The following is a 25,689-nucleotide window of genomic DNA, read 5'->3' as shown; positions in this document are numbered from 1 at the left end:
CTTACGCGGCGGCTGCCGCGGGCGGCGCGCTGCCCGCGGCAGCTTCGTCGCGGTCGATGAAGTCGATCGTCAGGTTGCCTTCCGGCGAGCTCGTCAGCACGATCCTTGCGGGTGACGCGCCCGTCGCCATGCGCGCCAGCAGTTCGCGCGACACGGTCGGCAGGACGCGCTGATTGAGGAACGCGTCGACGTTGCGCGCGCCCGATTCGCGCGCGAGACAGCGTTCGGCCATCGCGTCGATCAGCGATTCGTCGCACGCGAGTTCGACGTCGTGCTGGCGGCGCAGGCGGCCCGCGATTTTCGCGAGCTTCAGGCGCACGATGGACGCGAGCGCGATCGCGTCGAGCGGCCGGTAGGCAAGCGTGCGGAAGCGGGCGAGCAGGGCGGGCTGGAAGTGCGCGACGAGCTGCGGCCGAATCACCTCGAACAGTTCGGCCTGTGAAATCGCCGGGTTGCCGGCGGTCGCTTCGTCGATCCGGGTGCTGCCCAGATTCGACGTCATCAGGATCACGCAGTTGCGGAAATCGATCTCGCGCCCTTCGCCGTCGCGCATCGTGCCGCGGTCGAACACCTGATAGAACAGGTCGAGCACGTCCCGGTGCGCCTTTTCGACCTCGTCGAGCAGCACGACGCTGTACGGACGCTGACGCACGGCTTCCGTCAGGATGCCGCCGCGGCCATAGCCCACGTAGCCGGGCGGGGAGCCCTTGAGCTGCGATACCGTATGGGATTCCTGGTATTCCGACATGTTGATCGTCGTGAGCGCCGCTTCCCCGCCGAACAGCAGGTCGGCCAACGCCAGCGCCGTCTCGGTCTTGCCGACGCCCGACGGGCCGGCGAGCAGGAACACGCCGAGCGGCGCTTGCTCGTTCGTCAGGCCGGCCTTCGCGGTGCGCAGGCTTTCCGCGAGCGCGTCGAGCGCGTCGTCCTGCGCGACGACCCGCTTCGCGAGCTGCGTCTCGAGGCTGAGCAGGCCGTGAAGCTCGTCCTCGAGCAGATTGCCGACCGGCACGCCGGTCCACTCGGCGACCACGCGGGCGATTGCCTGCGCGTCGACGTCCGCGAAGACCAACGGCGTCTTGCCCTGCGCGCCGGCGAGCGCCTGGCGCGCCTGCGCAAGCGACGCGTCGTCGCGCATGGACGGGGCGATGTCGCGTTGTCGATGCAGCGCCTGGACGAGTTCGCGTTCCCGCTTGTAGCGCTGCTGCAGATCGGCCAGTTCTGCCTTTGCGTTCGCGCGCGCCGCGTCGAGCACGACGCGGCGCTCCCCAACATCGTCGACGCCGGCTTGCCCGTCCTCATCGAGCGTCGCGCCCTCTAGCTCCAGTGCCGAGACCACGGCCCGCGCGCGCTGCAGTTCGGCCGGCGGCGAATCAAGGCCCATGCGCACGCGCGCGGCGGCCGTGTCGATCAGGTCGACGGCCTTGTCCGGCAGCTGCCGGGCCGGAATGAAGCGGCGCGAGAGTTTGACCGCCGCGACCAGCGCCTCGTCGCGAATGTGGACGTCATGGTATTTCGCATAGCGGCTCTTGAGCCCGCGCAGCATCAGGCACGCCGCATCGTCGTCGGGCTCGTCGACCTTGACGATCTGGAAACGCCGTTCGAGGGCGGCATCGCGTTCGAAGAATTCCTTGTACTCGGACCAGGTGGTGGCCGCGATCGTGCGCAACTCGCCGCGCGCCAGCGCGGGCTTGAGCAGGTTCGCGGCGTCGGCGCCGCCGGCGGCGTTGCCGGCGCCAATCAGCGTGTGCGCCTCGTCGACGAACAGCAGGATCGGCACCGGCGAGGCTCGCACTTCGTCGATGACGTTCTTCAGCCGTTGCTCGAATTCGCCCTTCACGCCGGCGCCGGCCTGCAACAGCCCCAGATCGAGCGTCAGGATGCGCACGTCGCGAATCGCATTCGGCACGTCCCCGTCGGCGACACGCAGCGCGAGCCCTTCGACGAGCGCGGTTTTGCCGACTCCCGGCTCGCCGACGAGGATCGGGTTGTTCTTGCGGCGGCGCGCGAGCACGTCGACCATCTGCTGGATTTCGCGATCGCGGCCGAACACCGGATCGATCCTGCCGCCGCGGGCCTTGTCCGTGAGGTCGATCGCGAAGCGGGTGAGGGCGTCGTCTCCGCCCAGAGCGGTATTGTTCCCGCCGGAAGATCCTTCGACCGTCGGGGTGCCGGCGTCAGGCCGGGTTGCCCGCGTTCCGGCGGCTGCCGGAACGGACGACGGGACGTCGAAAGTGATGGACTCGGACGAAGCGACCGGTGCGGCGGTTTCCGCTTCCGGTTCATCCGGCCGGTCTTCACAGGATCGCACGCCCAGCCGGGGCAGCAGACGCCGGATCTGCGCGCTGCTCACGGACAGCAGCGGCCAGGCGTGCTGCGCGCGCAGCACGTGCGGCGCATCCGCGATCGCCTGCAGCAGGTTGCCGGACCGGATGATTGCATCGTCCGCATCGGTGGACGCATGCAGCCACGCATCCTGCAGGACGGCCGCCAGTTGGGGCGACAGCGCGGGCTTGCCCCGCAGGTTGCGGGGCAGGTGGTCGATCGCGGCGATCAGCGCATCCCAGACGGCGTCGCCATCGATCCCGTAGTGCCGCAGGATGGCCGGAATGTCCCCGTCTTCCGCCGCAATGAGCTTCAGCAGCCAGTGCTCGACGGTGATCTCGTCTGCCAGCCTGGTTTGACAAAGACTCGCGGCCGCCTCGAGCGCCTGCGCGCAATGCGGATTGAGTCGGCGGAGCAGGTGAGTGGTATCCCACGGGGATTTCCTTCGGTCGTCGCGCAAAGTCATGTCGAAGCCAGGTCATGGAAAGGGCGTCGGCGGTCATGCGGACCGCCCGCTCCCGGGTGGAAAAAGGCCAGCCCGACGCGCGGGCCGGCAAACGAACCGGCAGACGGCGGAGGCAGACCGCTTCCGCCGCACGGCCCGGATATCAGGAGCGCTCGTTCCACGTATCCTTGTGGATGATGTTGCCGTCCTTGTACGACCAGGTGATCGTTTCGTAGCGAAGCTCGACGTTCTCGAGGTGGTTGTGCTTTTCGAAGCCGGGGTTCTTGATGTCGTGCATCTTCGGCTTGACCGCGACGATCTTCACGTTGTCGAGCTTCGTGTTGAAGTACTCCTGCTCCTTGCCCGCGTCGTCGATCTTGTACCACTTGATCTCGACCGACTTCAGCGTCTGGCCGCTTGTCACGGCCTTGTAGAGATACGGCGTCGCGGCATCCGTTTCCTTCGTCAACATGATCGGCAGGTGTATGCGCGTGCCGGTCAGCTTGCCGGTGTTGCCGTCGGTCGGAATATGCACGCCATGATCGAACGCGACGAGTTCGACGCTGCCTTCACGGCCCTGAACCGTCACCGAACCCTTGATGTCGGCGCCGCCATCGTCCTTGAGCCACATATAGGCCGGAATTGCCATCGTTCACTCCTTTTTCTTTTACTACGCCATCGCCCGGGGGCATCCCCCGGGCCTCACAATCCCGAAGCAAGACGCTTCGGGGCTAAACCGGCTGCTCATTTCCCTGCGTCGCTCGCGCCCGTGGCGCTTCCGTCGCGGCGCGGCGGGACTTCCTTCGGCGGCGCGTCGGGCACCAGCGTGATCTCCACGCGCCGGTTCTGCGCGCGCCCCTCCGGCGACGCATTGCCCGCAATGGGGCGCATATCCCCGTATCCCTGGATCGCGAACTGCGTGGCCGGCATGCCCGACGCATCGGTCAGCCAGTCGCGCACCGCGCCGGCGCGCGCGATCGACAGTTTCAGGTTGTTGTCGGCATTGCCGACGTCGTCGGTGTGGCCCGCGACGAGAATCCGCTTGTCCGGATGCGCCTTGATCATGTCGAGCGCGCCGACCATCGCGCGCGTCGAGCCCGGCTTCAATTGCGACTTGCCGCTGTCGAACAGCGACATGCTGTCGAGCGTCACGACGGCCGGCGGAGGCGGGGGCGGAACATAGGACGCGATCGCGTCGTCGAGCGCCGCCATCAGCGCCGTGCCCCGGTACATTCCGAACGACAGGCGCAGCGGCACGCCAGCGCGAGCGTAGCGGTCGAGCTGGTCCCGATCGGCCACGAGCGCTTTTAGCGCGTCCCGCTTCGATGCGTCGTGCGCGGCGGGGATCGCCGAATAGCGGCTCAGATCCGCGCCGACGCGCGCCAGCAGCGCCTCGTTGTTTTTTGCCGCGCACCAGAACGCCACGGTGGCCGCGCAGGCAAGCAACGCAAGCGCGTGGGCGAAGGCGGCCGTGCGAGGCGAGGCCCAGCGCCGCCGCGGCATCGCCTCGATCAGCGGCTGCGGCAGCGGCCACGGCAGCGGCGAGGCGGCGGCCTCCGCGCGTGTCACCCGGGTTCGCCGCGCGACGTCGCGTTCCCACGGCGTGTCCGGCCCGCTCGCGGGACCGCAATCGAGCCAGCCTGCGCCGAACAGCGGCCACGGCGCGGCGGGCTGCTGCCGATCGGTGAGCGGGCCGAGCACGACTTGCCGGGTCCATCCGACGATCGACGCCAGCGCCGCGGCGCGGATCGCCGTCGCGCGGTCGCCCGCGTTTCGCCGGACCTCGTCTTCGGCCGCGCCGACGACTTGCTCGAAGCGCAGCGTGCTTTCCAGGGGGGATGCTCCCGGGGCGTCCGCGAGGCGCGTGGCCGACGATATGCCGTACCACTGGGGCATCGCGAGATCGGCGTGCCCGGTCGTTGCGCCGCCCAGGGCGGCTTCGTTGACGGCGCCGGAAGGTCCGTCGGGCGTCAACCGCTGGTAGACCGCGACATAGCCGGGCAGTTTGGCGCCGAGCATGCGGGACGCGTCGGCAACCGCCTGACGCACGGCGCGTGATTTCTGCGTCAGCATGTCCGCGCTCGAGTGCAGCGCAGGTGCGACCGACAGCACGATGCCATCTGGCGCGAGACCGTCGCGCCACTGCCTCACCGCGACAGCGAGTTGGGGCAGATCCTGCGGCCGGTCGATGCGAAGCCAGATCGCACCGTTGCCGACATGGGCGAAGCGCTTCTCTCCATCGCGATCGAACAGTGCCGGCAGGCCGTCTCCCGTCAGTAGCACGAGCGGCATGCGCGTGCGCACGGTCACGGGAATGTCGGCGGTCGCGCTTCCCAGCGCCGCGAGCACGTGTGCGCTTCGTTCCCGGACGCGGGAAAGCAGGCGGGTGCGCCACCACAGAAGCGCGAGCGCCCCGATTCCGATGGCCGTCGAGAACGTCCATGCCGCGCCGCGCCCGGCCGGCAGCACGAGCCACACGACGGCGAGCGCCAGCAGGGCCGCGAACGCGACCATCGCGCGAAGCGGATAGCCGAGCCACTCGCGACCGTCATCACGCTTCCCGGGCATGGCCGCGGCCTGGGCCGGCAGGTCGGACGTCACGGGCGGATGTCCTTCATCGGCGCCAGATGCGCGAGCTGCAGGTCGAGCGCGGTCGACCAGATGCCCCAAGCGATCGCCGCGGCAACGAAGGCGAGCCCGGCGATGGCCCACGGCGAAAGACGGTAAAGCCAGTCGGAGAAACGGCGTTCGACACGATCCGCGACGAACGGGCGCGCGGACGACGCGTGCAGATTTTCGAGCTTCGCGTTGAGCGAAGCGATCAGGTCGGTGCGCTTCGCTTCGCCTTCACGCGCGTAGCGGCCGGCGAATCCCATGCCGAGAATCGCCGCATAACACTCGAGCAGGTCGACATGCGGCGACGTTTCACGCATCCGCGCGTCGAGGCGATCGAACACCCGCTCGCCGGCATCGTGCAGGCTGAATCGCTCGACCTGAAGCGGCCGCTGTTCCCAGCCGGGCCGGCTGTCGACCGGCAGGTGCCGCAACGCCGTTTCGTCGAGCAGCCCGCACTGCGCGACGAGCGCGTCCTTCCGCACGTCGTCCGGATAGCCCCGGCGCTGCAGCGCGCTCGAGAACGCGTCGACGAGCTGCACGCAGCGTTCGCGCAACGCGCCGGCATCCTCCACGTGCCCGCCGGGCACGAGCGTCGTCACGAGCAGCGCCGTGTCGCGCAGCAGGTCGCGGATGCCCGCGCCGGCAACGCGGCCGGTGCCACGCACGTCGTTCGTCGCGGCGGCTTCGGAAAAGCTGTGGGTCAGGGCGTTCATGAGCGCAGCACCGCATAGAGTTCGAGCGAGGCGTCGGGCACCGACGCCGGCAGATAGATCTGACACGCTCGAGCAGCGAGCATCTTCTCGTATGCGGCGCTGGTCGAATCGAGCGCGAAGTAGTGGTTGTCGAGGCGCACGGGAATCGCGGCCGGCACGCGCTGCACCGCCTTGAGCGGGACGCCGGGCAACGCCGAATTGACGATGTGCTCGACATCGTCGGGCGCGCCGATCTTGCAGAGCAGCGGGAACTGCTCGACAAGCTCGAACGCCGGCATCGGCGCGCTGACCGACAGGTACCAGTCCGCTGCGCCTTCGACGATGCGCTCGTCGAGGAAGTGGCCGGTCCACGCCGTCGGCCCCTTGCGCGTCAGGCCGATCGAGACCACCCGCGACGGAATGATCGCGTCGAGCAGATCCCGAATCGTCGATTCGAGGGCCGCGAACACCTCGTCGGCGCGCGCATGGTCGTACGCCGGAATGTCCGCGAGCTGCGCGCCCGTCGAAAACGTCATCAGTGCGCTGGCCAGTTGCGCGAGCGTGGCGTACAGGTGCTCGGGCGATCGTGCCGGGTGGGTCGCATACAGCCGAAATTGCGGCCACGCCGCATGGATGCAATGAAGCAGCCAGAACAGTTGCACGTCGGCGACGCCATATTCGGCGACACGTTCGAGACGCTCGCTGCGGCGCGCGCCCAGCGCGAGGCTCCTGGCCTGAAGGATGTCCGCAAGACGGTTGACGCGCTCGAGGTGAAGCGGATGGCTCGCGAGCGTCAGGCAAGGCGGCACGAATCGGCGGTCGATCTCGAATTGGCCGCTGGCTGCGCGGGTAAGACGCGCGATCGCGCAGACCGTGTCGTCCGCGTGCGGCTCGAAGTCGAACAGCATGCGCAGCGCGTGACGCTCCGCGGCGATCTCGCTCTCCCCGGTTCCGTTCAGGTCCGCGACCTTCGCGAATTCCCGATAGGTGCGGCGAGGCCGCGCCAGCGGGGTGTCGTCCAGGCGGCAGTTGTTGCCGTTCGCATCCGGCAGCGCGAGCGCCGCGAGCACCACGACGCTTTGAACATCGGCAGGCACACCCTGCGTGAGATCGCGCGCGGGCGGCAGCGCATCCGCGACGGCCGTATCGATCGGGGTGCCGTCGGGAAAGCATAGCTTCAGGCGACTGAACTTCAGGCGCCCCGTCGCCAGCGCTTCCTCGTCGACCTCGACGGCGAGCGTGCCCCACGGCTCCGCGAGCGACGCGGAGGTGAATTGACGTAGCGCGAATCCGGCCCACCGCTCCTGCTGCTGGAAATGCTGCTGCGTCAGGATGAGGCCTTCATGCCAAAGCGGTTTCTCGATCCGCATGGTGTGTTGAGTGTCTCGTTGAGAGTGTGAGAGTGCGGAACTTATACGAATTATTTTCGAGATGGTGTAATGGTTGAGTAGTTTGGTTTGCTTAATGATTGTTGTTGATGGTTTTTAACACTGTCGATGTTAATCATCGGCTGATATGTGGAATTTTATTGTTGAGGTTTCCGTGGTAGGTGTGTGCAGGATGGCGTGTCGACAACGATGAATCGCGTGAATATCTCTTGTGGAAAGGGATTGGCGGAGTCATGTGGAAATATTGAATACATCTTCATGCTCTGATTCTGTTGTCGCCTTGCGAGGTGGGCGGTATTGAAAGATGTTGCGCCGTTGTTGGTATTTTGCATTTCGTGACATTTCCGTGCGGTTGATTCCGTGGCTGTATTTGATTTATGTCGGAATTGCCGTGTATAAGTGCAATGCGATTTTGCTGCAGGGGTGGATGTGTCGCAATTCAGAGTCGAACAGGACGTTCTGACGCGTCATGCGTAATGTGCGCGTGCGTGGCCCATCGCTCCGGTCAGCATCGCATCCGATGCGTTGTGCGCCTGTTCGGTGCTTGATAGTCAAATAAAGGACTGCCAATGGATAGCTTCCAGAGAGAAATTCCGAAGTCGAGGGTCTCGATCACCCTTGATCTGCATACGGGCGGAGCCCAGAAGAAGGTCGAGCTGCCGCTCAAGCTGCTCGTCGCCGGCGATTTCAGCGCCGGACGCGAACAGGCGCCGCTGGCGGAGCGCAAGAAGGTCAACATCGACAAGAACAACTTCGACGCCGTGCTGGCCGACTACGCGCCGGACCTCCGGATCGCGGCGGAGAACACGCTCGCCGGCGACGGTTCCGAGCTGCCGGTGAATCTTTCGTTCCGTTCGATCAAGGATTTCGAGCCGGAGCATGTCGCGCGCCAGATTCCGGAGTTGCAGGCGCTGCTGGCCATGCGCAATCTGCTGCGGGACCTCAAGTCGAACCTGCTCGACAACGTGACGTTCCGTCGCGAGTTCGAGAAGGTTCTGAAGGATCGGCGCCTGTCCGACACGCTGCGCGGCGAGCTCGCGCAGATCGCGACGGCCGCCATGCAGCCGGAAGGACATGCCTGAGCGCGGGAGGCCCGAGACGGCCTTCACCGCATTCCGCAACCCGGTAGCCATACGAACGCAGACAGAAATGGAAATGAAACAGAACGAACCCCGTCAGGGCGCGGCGGAAACCGTCGTGCTCGATGCCCCGCAAGGGGATCACGACAGCGTGTATGCCTCGCTGTGCAGCAAGATCAACCTGAAACCCGTCGCCGAGGCGCGGCCGCTCGAGGCGTTCCGCGACAGCGACATGCTGTCCGAAGCGTCGGCCGACGAGCGTATCGCGCGCGGCATGGGCGCGTTCCTCGATCTGGTCGCGAAGTCGAGCCAGCCGGTGGACCGTCTCGACAAGTCGCTGCTCGACTTCCATATCGGCCAGCTCGACCGGCAGATCGGCCGCCAGCTCGACGCCGTGATGCATACGCCGGAGTTTCAGGCGCTCGAAGGGCGCTGGCGCGGCCTGAAGATGCTCGTTTCGCGCACGGATTTCCGCAAGAACGCGAGGATCGAGGTGCTGGACGTGTCGAAGGACGCGCTGCAGCGCGACTTCGAGGACACGCCGGAGCTGATCCAGAGCGGCTTGTATCGCCTCGCGTACATCGAGGAATACGATACCCCGGGCGGCCAGCCGATCAGCGCGATGATCAGCGACTTCGAATTCGCGAATTCGCCGATGGACGTGGCGCTGCTGCGCAACATCTCGAAGGTCGCGGCGGCGGCGCACATGCCGTTCATCGGATCGGTCGGCCCGGCGTTCTTCGGCAAGAAGTCGATGGAAGAGGTGGCGGCGATCCAGGACATCGGCAACTACTTCGATCGCGCCGAGTACATCAAGTGGAAGAGCTTCCGCGATACCGATGACGCGCGCTACGTCGGCCTGACGATGCCGCGGGTGCTCGGCCGCCTGCCGTACGGCAAGGACACGACGCCGGTGCGCGCGTTCAATTACGAGGAGGCGGTCAAGGGCCCGGATCATGACAAGTATCTGTGGATCAACGCGTCGTTCGCGTTCGCGGCGAACATGGTCCGCAGCTTCGTCAGCAACGGCTGGTGCGTGCAGATCCGAGGCCCGCAGGCGGGCGGCAAGGTCGAGGACCTGCCGGTTCACCTGTACGACCTCGGTACCGGCGTGCAGCCGAAGATCCCGACCGAAGTGCTGATTCCGGAAACGCGCGAATTCGAGTTCGCGAATCTGGGCTTCATCCCGCTGTCGTTCTACAAGAACCATGATTTCGCATGCTTCTTCTCGGCCAACTCGACGCAGAAGCCCGCGCTGTACGAGACCAAGGAAGCAACGGCGAACAGCCGCATCAACGCACGCCTGCCGTACATCTTCCTGCTGTCTCGCATCGCGCACTACCTGAAGCTGATCCAGCGCGAGAACATCGGCACGACCAAGGATCGTCGTCTGCTGGAGCTCGAGCTGAACAACTGGATCAAGGGGCTGGTGACCGAGATGAAGGACCCGGGCGACGAGCTGCAGGCGTCGCACCCGCTGCGCGAGGCGAAGGTCACGGTCGAGGACATCGAGGATAACCCGGGCTTCTTCCGCATCAAGCTCTTCATCATCCCGCACTTCCAGGTCGAGGGCATGGATATCGGCCTGTCGCTGGTGTCGCAGATGCCGAAGGCGAAGAACTGATCCGGTAAGCCTTCGTGTACAGGCCGCCGGAACCATGATGGTTCCGGCGTTGCCGTTCACATCTCCCGCCCGCTCAAAGGAGTCCCCGAATGTCGTCGATCCTGCCTTTACAGGCATATGAGTTGAAGCTGGCGCCGCATCCCGAGCCGACCTCCGTTCTCAAGTTCACGGGCAGGGATGCCGTGAGCGAGCTGTACCGGTACGACATCGAGCTGACGAGCCCGGTGTCCGGCATCCCGATGGACCAGGTGGTCGGCCGCCCCGCGAAATTCACCATCGCACCGATCGATCCGAACCTGGGCTACCTGCGCAAGATGTTCGGGGAGAACGCGGAGAAGTTCAGCACGATGCCGCCGGCGTACACGATCCACGGCATCGTCACCGAGTTCGACGAGTTCGGCACGTCGGCCGATGAGACGCACTACCGGGTCCGGCTCGAGCCGAAGCTCGCCGACCTGAACCGGGGTGTCACGAGCCGGCTGTTCCAGAAGCAGTCGGTCGAGGAGATCATCACCGCGACGCTGCGGCACTATAGCTACCGGGCCGGCGTCGACTTCGTGTTCCAGTTGCGCCACCCGTACAAGCGGCACGAGTACATCACGCAATATCACGAGACGACATTTGCGTTCATCCAGCGCATCTGCGCGCAGGAGGGGATCTGGTTCCGCTGGGAGCAGAAGAAGGATCGCGCGGTGGTCGTGTTCGGCGACGATCTGGATGCGTATGCGCGCAAGCAGCGCACCGTGCCGTATCGCCGCGACTCGGGGCTCGAGAGCTCCGGCACGGACGCGATCAAGACGCTCGAGAAGCGCACCCGGCGCGTGCCCGAAGCGGTGCGTCTGCACGACTACAACCATCGTCAGGCGGACGTGTCGCTGCTGGTCGACGAAAACGCCGCGCGCGACGACAAGACGACGAACGCCGTCGATTACCGGTGGGGCGAGCATTACGAGACGCCGGAGGAGGGGCGGCGCGTTGCCCGCCTGCGGCACGAGGCCTGTCTGGCCGCGCAGATCACCTTCAAGGGCACCGGCAATCCGTTCTGGCTCGAAGCCGGCGAGGTCATGCGGGTCGATCCGAAGCCGGTTGATGCGAAACACGGCATTTTCGTCACGTCGGTCGAATCGAGCGGGGGCCGCGGCGAATCGTACTGGGTGACGTTCGAGGGCATGCCGTCGGATCGTGTGTGGCGCACGCCGATGGCGTCGATCCCGCGCCCGTCGATCGACGGCATCCTGCCCGCGCGCATCACGTCGCCCGGCGACTACAAGTACGCGTACCTGACCGAGCAGGGCTGGTATGTGATCGTGCTGCCGTTCGATCTCGATGAATGGAGCCCGGGGGGCACGAGCCGGCCGGTAAGGTTCGCGAAACCGTACAGCGGGGACGACTACGGTCATCACTTCCCGCTGATCGATGGCGCGGAGGTTGCGATCATCCATACGGGCGGGAATCCGGACCGGCCCGTGATCATCGGGGCGATGCACGACAGCCGGCATCCGGACCTGGTCAACAACCGCAATCACACCCGCAACCTGATCCGCACCGCCGCGTGGAACGAGATGCGGATGGAGGACAAGGAGGGTGTCGAGCATATCCACCTGACCACGCCATTTCAGACCAGCGAGCTCAATCTCGGGCATATGGTCGACGGCGAGCGTAAGGAACGGGGGCAGGGGGCTGAGTTGCGGACGGATGGGCATGTCGCTGTCCGCGGCGCGAAGGGTGTGTTTATCTCGGCCGATGCGCAGTATGCCGCCGGAGGCCGGCAGCTCGACATGCAGCCGGCACAGGGCCTCCTCGAGCAAGCGTTGCAGCAGATGCAATCGTTGGCCGGCACAGCAAAGGCGGCGCAGGCGATCGCGGCCGACTACGAGAAGCAGAGGGCGCTTTTCGACGGTACGTTGAGCGAGCTGAAGAAGGCAGGCGTTCTCATTAGCGCCCCTGCTGGCGTGGGCCTCGTTTCCGGCGAACACATGCAGTTGAGCGCCGATCAGAACCTCATCGCGACGGCGGGCGGCAACGCCGACATCGGTGTGATCAAGCGCTTTACCGTTGCGGCCGGCGAGGCGATTTCGCTGTTTGCCCAGAAGCTGGGCATGAAGCTGTTTGCCGCAAAGGGCAAGGTGGAAATCCATGCCCAGACCGACGAGATGGCATTGGCGGCGATGAAGGACATCACGATCGCCAGTTCCGAGGGCAGGCTCGTATTGTCCGCGGCCAAGGAGATCTGGATCGGCGCAGGTGGATCGTATATCAAGATCAACGCCAATCGCATCGAGAACGGCACGCCCGGCGACATTCTGGAAAAGTGCGCGTCGTGGGACAAGCCTGGTGCGTCGTCCATGCGTATTCCATCCCCGTCATTGCACGCGGGCGACCTCAAGGGCTGTTCGTGGCGCTCGGCTTCTGCGTCGGCCGATAGCGCGTCGAGCGTCGCACTGGGCTGAGGCAATGATGACAGGTTCTCTCCCGATTACCCACCGAGGACAGGCGGATACGCGTGCTCCACGCGAATCCGATGCGTCGCGTGATTCCGCCGATCACTTGACCGATCTGCTCAGATCAGTCTGTGTTGAACACGCGCATTGCCTGTTGCTCGTTGATCCTTCGCTGCGACCGCTCGACGATCATCCCGAGTCCGGGGCGCTTTTCAGCCATGCCGCTCAAGTTGCGATCCCGGTCGAGCACAAGGCCTTTCCTCCCGAACATCGGCCGTTGCTGATTGATCTCGATTTGTCTACCGACGTCGGGATTGCGCTGTTGGCGGAAAGCGTGCGGCAGGCATACGAGGACCGCGAGCCCGACTCAGTTGCGAGGGGGCACGGTCAGCGGATCGGGGGCTGGCTGTTCGGCAACGCGCCGGCCGACGATGTCGCGAACGACTGGAGCAATCACATCCTTCAATGGGATGACGCGGGGCAGCGTCGGGTCCTGCGCTTCTACGACGCACGTGCGTTGAGTCTGATCTGGCCAGTGCTTTCGGAACCTCAGCGGCGGTGTCTTCTGGGCCCGGTGCGGGCGTGGTATGCCCTTGGAGCATGCGGCGAGATCGCGGTCTATCGGGCCGCGGCGGTTCCGCAACCGGAATTGGCGTTGAGCGGCGAACAATGGCGCGCGTTGCATCGTCACGGCGCGATCAACCGGGCTTTGGCGCTTCACATGAAGGAGATGGGGCGGCAGCCGGACGCACATGAGGTCGAGACGGCAGTGGCCAGCGCCGAGCGTGCGGACCGGCGCGGGCTGGCCGACTATCAGGACAAGGTCCGCTTTGTCGGGCACGCATTGAACTGGCATCCCGAGTTCGATTCGCACCCCGGCATGGCTCCGGTATGGGGCCGCGTCGAGACGGGCATGTTGTATTCGGCCGCGGCCAGCGAGCTGGAGTCCCGGGTCGTTGAAGATATTCGACGCGGTGCCTGGCAAGACGTCACGCACGGTCGTTCCCGATGAACCATTGTTTTAAGGGCCGCTTTGCCGCCCCGATCCAGATCCAGACACGCAAGCCATCATGAACACGAGCCAACCCGAACGCTGCGTCAACTGCGCCAAAGGCGGACTGCCGATTCTTCCGGTCCGTTACACGGTGCTGCCCAAGAGCGTCGCGGCAAAACTGGCCAATGGCATCACGGGGCGCCGCGTGACGGACGTTGCGCTGACGCAGCATCACTATGGACTGCGCATTCTGCGTGAAGGCTGGCTCTATCTCTTCTACGTGAAAGGCCCGCGCGGCGCGAATTACTGGGAGGCCTACAAGGTAACCGGGGACGGCCGTGTATGGTGGCAGTCCCTGCCTGCGCCGGCGGTGCCGGTGACGCATCCGTCATGTGCGAAGAGCGGCCATGCGGTTCCGATGGACATCATCGCGATCTCGCAACCCGAGTTGTGCGGCGAAGTCTACATCGCGTTTTCCGGAGAGACCTGGACGGACGACATATTCAAGCGCTATGCGCAGAATGCCGAGCTGCGCAACAAGCGCATGCAGTGCATCGAGCCGGCGAAATGGATTGCCGGCGGCAAATATGAGCATGCGGCCGCTGCGACGGAAGCCAGCATCGACGAGGTCGTCGAATATATGCCCGGCTTCGATTCCGCTCGCCTGCAGCCGGGCAGGCGCAAGCTTGGCGACGGCGCGGGCAAGCACAAGCCGGAAGTATTGAAGCTTGAAGCGACCCGCTATCCGCTGCATATCCGCCAGGCGACGCCGGATTCGGCGAGCAAGGCGCTCGTCGGGGTCATGAATGATGTCGGCAAGAGGAAGGGAGGGCGCAGCTACCCGCCGATGCTGCTGGCGCTTTGGGATGCGGTCGGGAACGTGCACGAGTTGAACGGGTTCCGGAGCGATCCGCTCTCCTGGTTCAATCAGTATGTCGAGTCGGAGCATGCCCTCCGGGTGAGCGCCCTGCACGACATCGACACCGCGCGCAAGGTCGTGCAGTCGATAGAGGGGGCCAGGCTCGACGCCGCCGAAGATCGTGCCAGACAGGCGCAGGGGACGAGCGCGCTGGGCGCTTCGGGCGCGCGAGCCGCGCTGGCGGCACAACGTCAGAAGGCATTGGCAGGCGCCGATCCGTCGAGGGTCACGCAAATCAATGCCTGGTACGACGATATGGACTGGATGGCGGCCAATGACATTCCGGCCAGCCATCAACGCCGCGTGATCCAGATGGGCCAGTTGAGCAGCGCCGGGGACAGTCGCTCCAGGGTGCCCTATACCGGGAGCCATCGCGACAGTGTGATGAAGGCGGCCCGCGACTACGCAAACGCGCGGCCCGGTGCGCGTGACCGGAACCACAAGCAGATGGTCGACTACAAATGGTCGACGTACGAGGCGCGCCTTCGTTCCGCCGACATCAGGACGTTTCGCAAACACTATGAAGACCTTCAGTCGGCGGTGCACGAACTGCAGGAGAGTCGCAGCGACGATGTCGGGCAGTGGGTGAAGGCTCAACTGCTGCTCGATACGCTGGAAGACTGCCACTCCGCTGACTTCTGCGCCAGTCTCACCTTCGAGATCATTGTTTCGGAGGCGTTGTTCGGCTTGACGTCCACCCCGAAGGGCAAGGTCATCGTCGACAACCTGATTGCCGAGTGGGACCCGACGCAGCAGGGCAGTCTGATCTGGCGCGTGATGGCGATGAACCAGATGGATGCGCGCAAGGAGTTGGGCCAGTTGCTCAAGAGCGCGCAGGCGAAAAAGGACACGCCGCTGGATACGCTCGGTGCGGCGGTCGTCGGCGTTGTGACACCGGCGAAATCGGTCATCAAGTATTACAAGGACCTGTCGCGGCTGGCGCTGGAAACCGATTCGAGGAAGATCTCGCCGCTCGGCGAGTTGTTCAAGCGCCTCCAGATAGACAAGTTTGGCCTGACCGTGGGCGACGCGATTTTCGAGAAATTTCGGGTCGCGAAGATTGGCGACTTCGTGGGCGAGAAGGTTATCCAGACGCTGTTTCTGCAGCGTGCGGGCGTCCCCTATGAGGATGCGATCGCGCTCGTGCGAAAGCAGGCGGAGTTCGAGACGCTGGGGCGGGTCGAGATCATCAATCGCGTGCGGGTTGCGCGGAAGATCCTGCGCGGCGCGCCGCCGGAAAAGGCGCCGGTGCCGACGAGAGAACTGTATGCGGCATGGGACAGGATCAAGGTGACCGAAGAAGAGGGGGCGAAGCAGCTTCGCCTGGGGCGTATCGCCGTGGTGACGTTGCTGCTGGAAACCGCCAATTTCTGGCATCTGATGGCCGGTGCGCCTGACAAGGATACGCGACTCAATCTGGCGAAATCGGGGGCATCGCTGGGGGCTTCGGTGATTACGGTTGCGATGTATCCATATCAGGCCGTGCTGAAGAATTCCGTGCGGTCGCAGGTCTGGAAACTGACGGGCGGTGCGCTGGGGAGTGTGGGGCCTTTGATTTCGGCGTGGATGGATGGGAAGAAACCAGAGGCGCGGAGACGACAGCAGTATGACGTTGTCGTTGTTTTACAAATCAAATTTGGAGTGGGTGTCTTATCCGGAACTGCCATGCTTATCGATGCGACCAGCGCTGCTGCCCCCTTGCTAAAGAAGCTTGCGGCTCGTTACGGCACAGATGCAGTTATGGCCGCAGTCGAAGTGTTTACTGAACGAATCGCAGTGGTTGCCGGCTTGCGTGCCTTCGGTATGTTGATCGGTTGGGAGGCCACGATTGGTCTGCTCTTGTTTCAGATGCTGGCGGACTGGCTTACTCCGGATGCCTTGGAGGCATGGTGTTCACGATGTGCCTTCGGTACTGGCCGGGAAAGAATTTTAAGTATTAAAGATCATGACGTCGAGAAATATAATTTAACAGAAGTTGTAATGCAGAGAAGAGAATTCGTCGAAGCCATGGTGAAGATGGGTTAGTTATATGGAAAAAATCGAACGATTTGGGGAAGTCGTGCTTTTGCACGGAACAATTAAGAATTTAAAACGCTCGAAGCGCAGTCACGACTTTGTCTTGACGCAAATTCAACAAAGTGCAGTGGGAGCGACGGCCGTCGGCGCAGCTGTGATGGGTATGGGAGGCGCTGCCATCGGCCTGACCAACATGGCGATGAATACGGACGAAGAAGCCGAGTGGGTCGAGTTTGAAATCGACGGAAAGCAGATACAGGGCTGGATGTGGCTGATGCCGATGCGGAATGGCGATACGGTTGATGTTGCTGCGGAGTGCTTAAACGGCGAGCGCTTCATCGCTTACGCCGTCAAGCGGGAAGGTGACGACATAGTCGCAGTGTATCCCCATGCAACAAAGGGGCGCAAGGTTCACTACCGCGTCATGGCAAAATTAATGCTCTGGGCATTTTTTATAATTTATTCTGTCGTCTTAATTAGGATGTATTGGGGGGAGGTGCCGTCTGTTAAGGATGAATGGGGGGTTGTTGTGTCGATTCTGGTATTTGGGTTCGTTGTATTTGGGGTGATATTTTATCGTGCGGCAAGAAAGGTGATGGGGTTTGTCTATATGGCTGAAGCGATATTCAGGGCTTATGGGTGGCCGGATGTTGAGAATATCGATTTGCGAAAAACATCTCGTGAAAACCGTCGTGAGAATCGGTTGCCGAATTATGGTCGATACTATTTTCGTTACAAGTAGAAATTCGGGGGTGAGTCGGACCCGATGACATATTTTTAAAAACATAGTGACGAGGCGCGGGGCAAGGTGTTCATCGGCGCGATGGTAAAAGTGAATTAGGTCTATGAAAGACATCGAACCATTTCAAGGAACCGTGCTGTTGCGCGGGACGATCGCGAATCTGAAGCGCTCGAAGCGCAGTCACGACTTTGTCTTGACGCAGGTTCAGCAGAGTGCTGTGGGGGCGACGGCCGTTGGTGCAGCTGTAATGGGGATGGGGGGGGCGGCCATCGGCCTGACGAACATGGCGATGAATGCGGACGAAGAAGCCGAGTGGGTCGAGTTCGATATCGATGGAAAGCAAGTGCAGGGCTGGATGTGGCTGATGCCGATGCGCAACGGCGATGCGGTCGAGGTCGTGGCGGAGCGGGTAACGGATCAGCGCTATGTCGCTTATGCGGTCAAGCGGGACGGTGACGACATTGTCGCGGTGTATCCGCACGCGACGGCGGGGCGTAAGGCTCACTATCGTTTTATGACCAAGCTCATGCTTTGGTCTTTTTTCATTCTCTATTCAATTATATCTGTCGGGCTGTATATGAAAATTGGAAGGGTTGATATCGGTGGATTTTTGATCGTGTTTTTTTCTACGTTTGCAATGGGGATTAGCACATTTGGCGTGTTGTTTTATCGTTCGGCGAGAAAAATGATGGGCTTTGTCTACATGGCCGAGGCGATTTTTCGGACGTATGGCTGGCCGGATGTTGGGAATATTAATTTGCGCGAGACGTCTCGTGAAAATCGTCGTGAGAATCGGTTGCCGAATTATGGTCGATACTATTTTCGTTACAAATAAGATTTTGTGATGGGGCGGTCGGTTGACGTATTTTCCAGAATCGGGGCGACAAGGCGCGGAGCAAGGATTTCATCGGCGCGATGGTAAAAGTGAATTAGGTCTATGAAAGACATCGAACCCTTTCAAGGAACCGTGCTTTTGCGCGGGACGATCGCGAATCTGAAGCGCTCGAAGCGCAGTCACGATTTTGTCTTGACGCAGGTTCAGCAGAGTGCGGTGGGGGCGACGGCCGTTGGTGCAGCCGCGATGGGGATGGGAGGCGCCGCCATCGGCCTGACCAACATGGCGATGAATGCGGACGAAGAAGCCGAGTGGGTCGAGTTCGAGATCGATGGAAAGCAAGTGCAGGGCTGGATGTGGCTGATGCCGATGCGCAACGGCGATACGGTCGAGGTCGTGGCGGAGCGGGTAACGGATCAGCGCTATGTCGCTTATGCGGTCAAGAGGGACGGTGACGACATTGTCGCGGTGTATCCGCATGCGACGGCGGGGCGTAAGGTCCACTATTGGCATATGGCTAAATTTATGCTTTGGTCATTTTTTGCTATTTACTCAATTATTGTAGCCGGAGTATATGCAAAAATTGGCAATGACGATTTTGAAGGATTTTTGATAAGTGCATCATTGATATATGTAAGCGGATTTATTGTTTTTGGGGTGCTTTTTTATCGTGCGGGAAGAAAAATGATGGGCTTTGTCTACGTGGCCGAGGCGATCTTCCGGGCATATGGCTGGCCGGATGTAGAGAACATCAACTTGCGCAAGACGTCTCGTGAAAACCGTCGTGAGAATCGGTTGCCGAATTACGGCCGATATTATTTTCGTTATAAGTGAAGTGGAAGTGTTGGTTTTGGGTTTGTGATTTTTAAATCAAGTTTCATGTTATAAATTTTATCGAGATAAAAAATGATTGACCTTATCCGGTTTGGCGACGCCACCGATCACGGTGGAAAAGTAGTTACCGCATCGAAGACCATGCGACTCGACGGCCGCTACGTTGCCCGCAAGGGCGACGAGGTGACGTGCCCGTTGCACGACATCAAGCCGAATCTCATCGTCGACGGTGACGAATCGATGACCGATGACGGCGTGCCAGTGGCACGGCACGGGTACCGGGCCATGTGCGGTTGCCGGCTGATTTCCAGCCTGGTCTGACTGACACGATCGCCATGCCTGTAACGCTGCCTCCGGAACAGTCGCCCGAACCGCGTCCCGCGCCGCCACGGGCCGTTGTGTGGCTGGGTCTGCTGATCGTGGCCATGGTCGTCGGCGTGGTAAGCACCTTGCTGACATGGCCAAAGAACGAACCGACCGGAACGGCGTGGTTCTGGGTACGGCCGCTCGTCATTCCCCCGCTTGCGTGGGGTGTCGTGTTCGGTCTCAGGCTGTACTACTACGAGCAGGAAAGCGAGCGCATCGACGCGGACAACGAAACGCTGCGCGAAGACCGCGAAAATGCACTGCGGTTTGCAAGTGAACCGCTTGCGGTAGCCGGCTATACGTATCTGACCAGCCTGGGCGACGACGAAGTCGCCAGCATGCATGCCAGCGGCGTAACGGCACTTGAAGCACAAACCTCACAGGACGGCAGCGAAGGTGTCCGGCACTCGGCACTTGCTGCTCTGGGCGACAGCGACGGATCGAATCGTTACCGAACCTGCTTCGAGGATCTGATTGCTGCGATTGAGCCGCTCGTCGCCACGATACCGCGGGATGTTCCGTTCGGCGTGCGGCTGCAGTTGCCCGATGATGCGGATCGCGACGCGCTGCTGGAGACATGGCAGACCTGTTGGGACGCAAAGGACATGCGGCGAGCCGAGGCCGTTCCGGTGCCAGCGGACCAAGGTGTCATGGCGCTTGACGAATGGCTCGACAACCGGGGTGGTCCCGCGCTGGAAAAGTTTCTGCTGTTCGTTGCCGTCCAGTTGCATGACACGCCGCCGCAGAACAGCGCAGAGGCGGCGGTTGCCATGCTTCTCGGCTGGGCGCCCCTCGCCGGGCGGCGCCGCATCCCGCTCGTCGCGCATCTTCACCGGCCGGTCGAGGCAGAACCCGGAGGTGCTACCGACGCCCCGATCGCAACTGCGTTGCTGTGGGGCCGTACGGCCGGTGACAAGGTCGACGACCTGTGGCAGGCCGGGCTCGACGGATCGGAAAAAAGCGCGGTGGCGAAGAGCATGTCCGACCTTTCGATAAACGTTTCGCAGTCCGAGAACCTGTCCGCTATCCACGACATCGACACATCGATGGGCCGCCCTGGGGTTGCGGCAGGGTGGCTGGCCCTCGCGTTGGGTATCGAGCATGCGAAGCAAAACAATAACCCGCAACTGGTGGCGTGGCGCGAAGGGGCACTTCGCTTTGCGGTCGTGCAGCCAGTCGCTCCAACTGACAAGGCCGATTCGAACGCATGAAGTTGCTCAAGCTCTCCGGATACTGGATTCTCGTCGTGACGGTAACGGCGCTCGCCGCTATCGTCGCCTGGTTCAATGGCGCGGGTATCGAGCCGTCGCCCGACCGCCGGGTCGCCTTCGTCGTCATGGCCGGACTGGTTGCGCTGGCATGCCGCGGGCCGCTGGCTGCCGCCTGGCGCGTCGTGGCACGTCACGCGCCGCAGCGCGCCATGCGCAAATACGATCGAGATCCGCTGGCGCGCCTGGGCGCCGAAAAAACGCCCGTCGTGGATCTCACCGCGCGTCGCCGCGATTCCCTGAAGGCGTCGCTCCAGGATCGCCACGCCTGGCGCTGGCGTTATCGGGATCGCTGGGTGCTCGTCGCGGGTGACGAGCCGCTCGTCAGACGGCTCGCTCCGGAGCTCATCGACGCCGGCTACGTGATCGCAGGCGACGCGGTCCTGCTGTACGCCAGCCAGATGGGCGACAAACTCGATATCGCATGGCTCGACCAGATCCGCCGCCTGCGCCGCCGTCGCCCGGTCGATGCGATCGTGGCGGTGACGCGCGACCGCAGCTCGGCCAATGCGCCCTTCGACGCCGACGAACTTGCCCGGCAACTCGCGCGCCATGCCCGCGCGCTGCGCTGGGCCGCGCCCGCGTATCTGCTCAACGTCACCGATTTCGGCAGCGAAACGTCGAGTCGCGACGAGGCGATCGGCTTCACGTGGTCGAACGCGCGCGTCAGCGCAGCCGAAATCGACACGTCGTTGCGCGACATCGCCCGCACCCTCGCGGACGCCGGTGTCGTGCGTCTGACGCAGGACGCTCGGGACCGCTATCCCGCCGAGCTGTCGCAGCACATCGACCGGCTGTGCGGCGCGCTGTCCGCGTTGGTGGAGCATACCGCCCAGTCCCGCTTCTGGCGGCACGCGGTCCACGGCCTGCTGTTCACGCCGCTGTTCAAGGAGCGCGAACTGGTCGTTCCTCCTCGGCAGGCGGACCGCGAAGAAGAGGAAGCGGTTCGCCCGGAACACCGCACCGTCTGGCAAACCGTCGCCGAACACAGCCGCAGGATCCACGGCCGCCGGGTCGGTTTCTCGTTGTCGAGCACGTCCGCGTGGATGACGACGGCGGCGGTCGGGGTGGGGATCGCGGGCACGATGGTGTCGGGTTTCGCGAACCGCGGGACCATCGACGCTGCCGGCGAGACGCTCGCGACACTCTCGACCGAGCAGAACCCCACCCGGGCCATGTTGACGCTGGACCGTCTCGACAAGCAGATCGACACGCTCGAGATCCACCAGCGCGACGGTGCGCCGTGGCTCACGCGCTTCGGCCTGAACCGCGATGCCGCGCTGCTCGACGCGCTTTGGCCGGGTTACGCACATGCCGCCGGCCGCATCCTGGCCGAGCCGGTCCGCCAGCAGCTCGAAGCGCGCCTGCATCGGCTCGCGTCGCTGTCGGACGCCGAGATCGCCAGCGGCGGCGACGCGCAGGTACAGGCCGCCTACGACACGCTGAAGGCTTACCTGATGCTCGCGAGGCCCGACCGCGCGGTCGCCGCATTCCTGACGCCGCAGCTGATTGCGACCGGTGCGCCGGCTCGCCCGGCCGATTCGGCGATTTCCGCAGGGGCGTGGGAGGATGTGCGCCAGCGTCTGCTGACGTTCCACGCGACCCATCTGGGCCACCGCGTTCCGGCCAACGCCCCGAAGGACGCCGCCTCGGCGAGCGCTGCCTCGCTCGCCATCGTTCCGGATGCCGGATTGATCGGCTCGACCCGCCAGACGATCATCGGGGTTCGCGGCATCCAGCACTCGACCGACGCGGTCTACCAGCAGATCCTCGACGAAGCGACGCCGAAATACCCGCCGATATCGCTCGCGACGCTGCTCGGCGACGCCGCATCGCAAGCCCCGTCGGGGGCCGCCACGAGCCGCGGGCTGTTCAGCACGACGGCCACGATCCCGGGCGTGTTCACGCGCGCGGCGTGGGACGGGCGGATCGCGAAGGCGATCGACGAAGCGAGCGCGCGCGGCCACGTGGCCGGCGACTGGGTGCTGTCCGACGTGACCACCCCCGACCGTGCGCCCTCGACGCTGAAGGCGCAGTTGCGCCAGCACTACTTCGACGATTACGCGCGCGCATGGGGGCTGTTCCTCAACAGCGTGCGCTGGCAGCCCGCGCCGACGCTGTCGGCGACTGCCGACCAGCTCACGCTGCTGGGCGACCCGCAACGCTCGCCGCTCGTCGCGCTGATGAATGCGATCGCCTACCAGGCGGGCGCGGGCGCGACGGCTCAATCGCTGTCCGACACGCTGATCAGCAAGGCGCAGCAGCTCGTCGGCACCGACGAGAAAGACCCGTCGAAACAACCGCCGACGCCGCTCGCGCCGCTGGCGGCCACGTTCGGGCCGATCCTGCGCGTCACGGGCAGCGACCTGGCAACTGCCGCGCCGGCCACCGGCAAGGCCGGGGCACAGCTGGCCGCGACCGGCGACCTGAGTCTCGCGCGCTACCTCGAGCGGGTTACGGCGATGCGTCTGAAGGTGCAGCAGATGGTGTCGAGTCCCGACGCGGATGCGATGTCGCGGCTGGCCGCGCAAGCGGTGCTGCAGGGCAGGACCTCGGACCTCGCGGACAGCCGCGACTACGCGAGCCGGCTGGCGGCCAGCCTCGGCGAGCAGTGGGCGGGCTTCGGCCAGCTGTTCCAGGCGCCGCTCGACCAGACGTGGCAGGTCGTCGTCCGGCCCGCGGCGGCCAGCCTGAACGAGATCTGGCGCACGGCGATCGTGGCGGACTGGAACACGTCGTTCGGCGGCCGCTATCCGTTCGCCGATTCGGACAACGATGCGTCGCTGCCCGAGATGGCGCGCTTCATGCGGCTCGACAATGGTGTGATCGCGCAGTTCGTGACGACGCAGCTGGCCGGCGTGGTCGAGCGCCAGGGCGACCGCTGGGTGGCCGCGCAAGGCGCGAACCAGGGCGCGCTGACGCTCGCGCCGGGCTTCCTGGACGGCCTGAACACCCTGACGCGCGTGTCGACCGTGCTGTTCCCGTCCGGCGACGCGCACGTGCGGTACGAGTTGAGCGCGGTGCCGACGCCGGGGGTGACCGACATGAAGTTCGTGCTGTCCGGCCGCGCGTTGCATTACTTCAACCAGAAGCAGGAATGGATGCCGTTCGAGTGGCCGGGGCAGGCGCTCGACAATCTGTCGCGCGTCGAATGGCAGACCGGGCAGGGCGGGTTGCGCACGGCGCTCGATGCGCAGGGCCGGTTCGGCCTGATCCGGCTGCTGGAGCGTGCGACGGTCGCGCAGCAGGACAGCGCGCGTTACCTGCTGACGTGGACGCCGGATGCCAGCCAGGGCATTCCGCTCAAGGTGCAGTTGCGCAGCGAGGCGGGCGCCGGCCCGCTCGACGCGCTGCAACTGCGCCGCTTCTCGCTGCCGGCGCGGATCTTCGTGACCGGCACGGCGCCAGCGGGACCGGCGCGCGTCGCTGCGAATCCGCCACCGTTGCCGGCGTCGGCGATCGCGGCGGCGAAGCATGCTGCGGTGCCGCTGCCGAGCGGCGCATTGCCGGAGGTGGAATAAATGCTCGGAGGACTGTTCAAAAGCCTTTTTCCGGCCCGTGACGATGCCGAGCAGCTCGCCCGGGCGCGGCTCGATGCATGGAATGCATGGCTGCAGCCGCTCGCGGGCGATGGTGGTGTCGGTCGCGATCCCGGCTACGAGGACGCGTTCTTCGAGGTGCGGGAGGAAACGCAAAAGCTCTCCGGCATCGACGACGGGCTGATCGTCCGTTCCTGCGAGCACTTGCTCAAGGAAACCGGCAAGGATCTGCGTCTCGCCGGTTACTACGCGTTCGCGCGACTGCGGCAGGACGGACCGGCCGGTTTTGCAGACGGGCTCGAGTTGGCCGCCGCACTCGTCGACCGGTTCGGCGAAGCCGTGCTGCCCGCGCGTGCCGAGGCGAGGAAGGGGGCGCTCGAAATGCTGGCGACCGCGCGCATGATCGATCTGCTGGAGAGCCGCGGCGACTTCATGCCGGCGGATCTCGAACGCGCGCTGGCGGCACTCGACGTGCTCGTCGCGGGCACCGGGGCCTGGCCCGAAGCCACGCGTCCGAATCTGCAGTCGCTGGTGTCCCGTTTCGAGCGCACGGGGGCCGCTGCACGCGGCGTCGAGCCTGACGTCGCGATGCCGCCATCGCGCGCCGTGGCAAGCGTTTCGACCGCTTCGACCGCCTCGGCGCGCGATCTGCTCGATCAGGCGCGCACGATGGCCGTCTGGCTTCGCGATCAGGAAAACGGCTATCTGCCGTCGGTGCGCGTGGTGCGCAGCGTCCGGTGGGACACGCTGCACGACGTGCCGCCGTCGGACGCGGCGTTCCGCACGCGGCTGGTGCCGCCGCGCGGCGAATTGCGGCAGCAGATGACGCGGCTGGTGCTGCAAAAGCAGTGGCACGCGCTGCTCGAACGCGTCGAAGGCACGTTCATGGAAGGCGCCAATCACCTGTGGTTCGACCTGCAGTACTTCCAGCACGTCGCGCTCGATCACGTCGGCGCACCGTACAACGCGTGGCGCGAACTCCTGCGCGCCGATTTCGCGCTGTTCCTCGAACGCCTGCCGGGCATCGAGCGGCTGGCCTTCGACGACGGCACGCCATTCGCCGACGACGCGACGCTCGAATGGATCGCGCGCCACGCGGTGGTGCGCGACCTCGAAGCGGGCGAGGCCGTCGCGCCGCTGCCGGTGTCCGCCGACAGCGAAGGCGATGCAACGGGCGACTGGCCGGAAATCGAGGCGCAGGCGCGGGATCTGGCCGGGCGCGACGGCGTCGAGGCCGCGTTCGCGTGGCTCGACGCGTTGCCCGGCCTGAAGACCGAGCGTCATCGTTACCTGCAACGGCTGGTGATGGCGCGTGTCGCCGATCATGCCGGCCGCCCCGACGCCGCGCTGGCGCTTCTGGCCGAGCTCGACGTTGGTTCCCGGTCGCTGCCGCTGACCCGCTGGGAGCCGGCACTGGTCTTCGAGGTCAAGCAGCAACTCGTTCGCGCATTGACGGCGATCAGCAACCGCAAGGATGCCGACAAGCCGGCGCTCGCCCGCCGCATCGGCGAGCTTCACGCCGAGTTGACCGTGCTCGACCCGGCGCGCGCGCTAACCCTCTCTTGA

17 protein-coding genes are annotated in these 25,689 nt (G+C 64.4%); 12 read left to right on the top strand and 5 right to left on the bottom strand.

Annotation, left to right across the window (positions count from 1 at the left end):
- Window position 1: 1 nt before the first annotated feature.
- The 5 genes from tssH to tssK form a co-directional block, all read right to left on the bottom strand.
- Window positions 2–2,791, bottom strand: coding sequence for a type VI secretion system ATPase TssH (tssH, locus tag LIG30_RS02840; protein WP_038709466.1), 2,790 nt, complete (start codon window positions 2,789–2,791; stop codon window positions 2–4).
- 142 nt (window positions 2,792–2,933) lie between these two features.
- Window positions 2,934–3,419: an Hcp family type VI secretion system effector gene (locus tag LIG30_RS02835; protein ID WP_038709465.1), complete on the bottom strand. Its 486-nt coding sequence runs from the start codon at window positions 3,417–3,419 to the stop codon at window positions 2,934–2,936.
- A 95-nt stretch (window positions 3,420–3,514) separates the two neighbouring features.
- The gene (locus LIG30_RS02830) at window positions 3,515–5,371 is read right to left on the bottom strand and encodes an OmpA family protein (RefSeq protein WP_051994839.1); all 1,857 of its coding nucleotides are present in this window, start codon (window positions 5,369–5,371) and stop codon (window positions 3,515–3,517) included.
- The gene (locus LIG30_RS02825) at window positions 5,368–6,099 is read right to left on the bottom strand and encodes a DotU family type IV/VI secretion system protein (RefSeq protein WP_038709464.1); all 732 of its coding nucleotides are present in this window, start codon (window positions 6,097–6,099) and stop codon (window positions 5,368–5,370) included. The genes LIG30_RS02830 and LIG30_RS02825 overlap by 4 nt, the downstream gene beginning before the upstream one ends.
- Complete coding sequence (gene tssK, locus LIG30_RS02820) at window positions 6,096–7,448, bottom strand: type VI secretion system baseplate subunit TssK (RefSeq protein WP_038709462.1); 1,353 nt, start codon at window positions 7,446–7,448, stop codon at window positions 6,096–6,098. Before tssK ends, LIG30_RS02825 begins: the two co-directional genes overlap by 4 nt.
- A gap of 587 nt (window positions 7,449–8,035) precedes the next feature.
- Here tssK and tssB point away from each other — a divergent pair.
- The 12 genes from tssB (at window position 8,036) to tssA (ending at window position 25,689) form a co-directional block, all read left to right on the top strand.
- Window positions 8,036–8,548 (top strand): type VI secretion system contractile sheath small subunit, encoded by a 513-nt coding sequence (gene tssB / locus LIG30_RS02815; RefSeq protein WP_038709461.1) that lies wholly within the window; start codon window positions 8,036–8,038, stop codon window positions 8,546–8,548.
- A gap of 73 nt (window positions 8,549–8,621) precedes the next feature.
- Window positions 8,622–10,169, top strand: a complete 1,548-nt coding sequence (gene tssC, locus LIG30_RS02810) for a type VI secretion system contractile sheath large subunit (protein WP_038709502.1) — start codon at window positions 8,622–8,624, stop codon at window positions 10,167–10,169.
- Between the two features lie 89 nt (window positions 10,170–10,258).
- Complete coding sequence (locus tag LIG30_RS02805) at window positions 10,259–12,619, top strand: type VI secretion system Vgr family protein (RefSeq protein WP_038709460.1); 2,361 nt, start codon at window positions 10,259–10,261, stop codon at window positions 12,617–12,619.
- A gap of 97 nt (window positions 12,620–12,716) precedes the next feature.
- Complete coding sequence (locus LIG30_RS02800; RefSeq protein ID WP_160326672.1) at window positions 12,717–13,622, top strand: DUF4123 domain-containing protein; 906 nt, start codon at window positions 12,717–12,719, stop codon at window positions 13,620–13,622.
- A 58-nt stretch (window positions 13,623–13,680) separates the two neighbouring features.
- Window positions 13,681–16,548, top strand: coding sequence for a T6SS effector BTH_I2691 family protein (locus LIG30_RS02795; RefSeq protein ID WP_038709458.1), 2,868 nt, complete (start codon window positions 13,681–13,683; stop codon window positions 16,546–16,548).
- Window positions 16,549–16,552: 4 nt separating this feature from the next.
- Window positions 16,553–17,281: a putative type VI secretion system effector gene (locus LIG30_RS02790; RefSeq protein WP_038709457.1), complete on the top strand. Its 729-nt coding sequence runs from the start codon at window positions 16,553–16,555 to the stop codon at window positions 17,279–17,281.
- A 103-nt stretch (window positions 17,282–17,384) separates the two neighbouring features.
- Window positions 17,385–18,116, top strand: coding sequence for a putative type VI secretion system effector (locus LIG30_RS02785; RefSeq protein ID WP_038709456.1), 732 nt, complete (start codon window positions 17,385–17,387; stop codon window positions 18,114–18,116).
- A 102-nt stretch (window positions 18,117–18,218) separates the two neighbouring features.
- A complete protein-coding gene (locus LIG30_RS02780; RefSeq protein ID WP_038709454.1) occupies window positions 18,219–18,950 on the top strand; it encodes a putative type VI secretion system effector in 732 nt (243 codons plus the stop codon).
- Between the two features lie 72 nt (window positions 18,951–19,022).
- Window positions 19,023–19,271 carry a PAAR domain-containing protein gene (locus tag LIG30_RS02775; RefSeq protein WP_038709453.1) on the top strand — a complete coding sequence of 83 codons (249 nt, stop codon included), beginning with the start codon at window positions 19,023–19,025 and terminating at the stop codon, window positions 19,269–19,271.
- A 77-nt stretch (window positions 19,272–19,348) separates the two neighbouring features.
- Complete coding sequence (locus LIG30_RS02770; RefSeq protein WP_235510153.1) at window positions 19,349–20,527, top strand: hypothetical protein; 1,179 nt, start codon at window positions 19,349–19,351, stop codon at window positions 20,525–20,527.
- Window positions 20,524–24,105, top strand: coding sequence for an ImcF-related family protein (locus LIG30_RS02765; RefSeq protein WP_038709449.1), 3,582 nt, complete (start codon window positions 20,524–20,526; stop codon window positions 24,103–24,105). The genes LIG30_RS02770 and LIG30_RS02765 overlap by 4 nt, the downstream gene beginning before the upstream one ends.
- Window positions 24,106–25,689: a type VI secretion system protein TssA gene (tssA, locus tag LIG30_RS02760; RefSeq protein WP_038709448.1), complete on the top strand. Its 1,584-nt coding sequence runs from the start codon at window positions 24,106–24,108 to the stop codon at window positions 25,687–25,689.

The sequence above is a fragment of the Burkholderia sp. lig30 genome, from assembly GCF_000687455.2.
Taxonomy (GTDB): domain Bacteria; phylum Pseudomonadota; class Gammaproteobacteria; order Burkholderiales; family Burkholderiaceae; genus Burkholderia.
Note: the sequence above shows the minus strand (reverse complement) of the source record. Positions and strands in the feature narration are given on the sequence as shown.

What these genes read in the sequence shown, in the direction of transcription:
- LIG30_RS02795 (WP_038709458.1), top strand. Translation starts at nt 13,681, where the DNA reads ATGAACACGAGCCAACCCGAACGCTGCGTCAACTGCGCCAAAGGCGGA.
- tssA (WP_038709448.1), top strand. Translation starts at nt 24,106, where the DNA reads ATGCTCGGAGGACTGTTCAAAAGCCTTTTTCCGGCCCGTGACGATGCC.
- LIG30_RS02790 (WP_038709457.1), top strand. Translation starts at nt 16,553, where the DNA reads ATGGAAAAAATCGAACGATTTGGGGAAGTCGTGCTTTTGCACGGAACA.
- tssH (WP_038709466.1), bottom strand. Translation starts at nt 2,791, where the DNA reads ATGACTTTGCGCGACGACCGAAGGAAATCCCCGTGGGATACCACTCAC.
- tssK (WP_038709462.1), bottom strand. Translation starts at nt 7,448, where the DNA reads ATGCGGATCGAGAAACCGCTTTGGCATGAAGGCCTCATCCTGACGCAG.
- LIG30_RS02835 (WP_038709465.1), bottom strand. Translation starts at nt 3,419, where the DNA reads ATGGCAATTCCGGCCTATATGTGGCTCAAGGACGATGGCGGCGCCGAC.
- LIG30_RS02775 (WP_038709453.1), top strand. Translation starts at nt 19,023, where the DNA reads ATGATTGACCTTATCCGGTTTGGCGACGCCACCGATCACGGTGGAAAA.
- tssB (WP_038709461.1), top strand. Translation starts at nt 8,036, where the DNA reads ATGGATAGCTTCCAGAGAGAAATTCCGAAGTCGAGGGTCTCGATCACC.
- tssC (WP_038709502.1), top strand. Translation starts at nt 8,622, where the DNA reads ATGAAACAGAACGAACCCCGTCAGGGCGCGGCGGAAACCGTCGTGCTC.
- LIG30_RS02805 (WP_038709460.1), top strand. Translation starts at nt 10,259, where the DNA reads ATGTCGTCGATCCTGCCTTTACAGGCATATGAGTTGAAGCTGGCGCCG.
- LIG30_RS02785 (WP_038709456.1), top strand. Translation starts at nt 17,385, where the DNA reads ATGAAAGACATCGAACCATTTCAAGGAACCGTGCTGTTGCGCGGGACG.
- LIG30_RS02780 (WP_038709454.1), top strand. Translation starts at nt 18,219, where the DNA reads ATGAAAGACATCGAACCCTTTCAAGGAACCGTGCTTTTGCGCGGGACG.
- LIG30_RS02825 (WP_038709464.1), bottom strand. Translation starts at nt 6,099, where the DNA reads ATGAACGCCCTGACCCACAGCTTTTCCGAAGCCGCCGCGACGAACGAC.
- LIG30_RS02765 (WP_038709449.1), top strand. Translation starts at nt 20,524, where the DNA reads ATGAAGTTGCTCAAGCTCTCCGGATACTGGATTCTCGTCGTGACGGTA.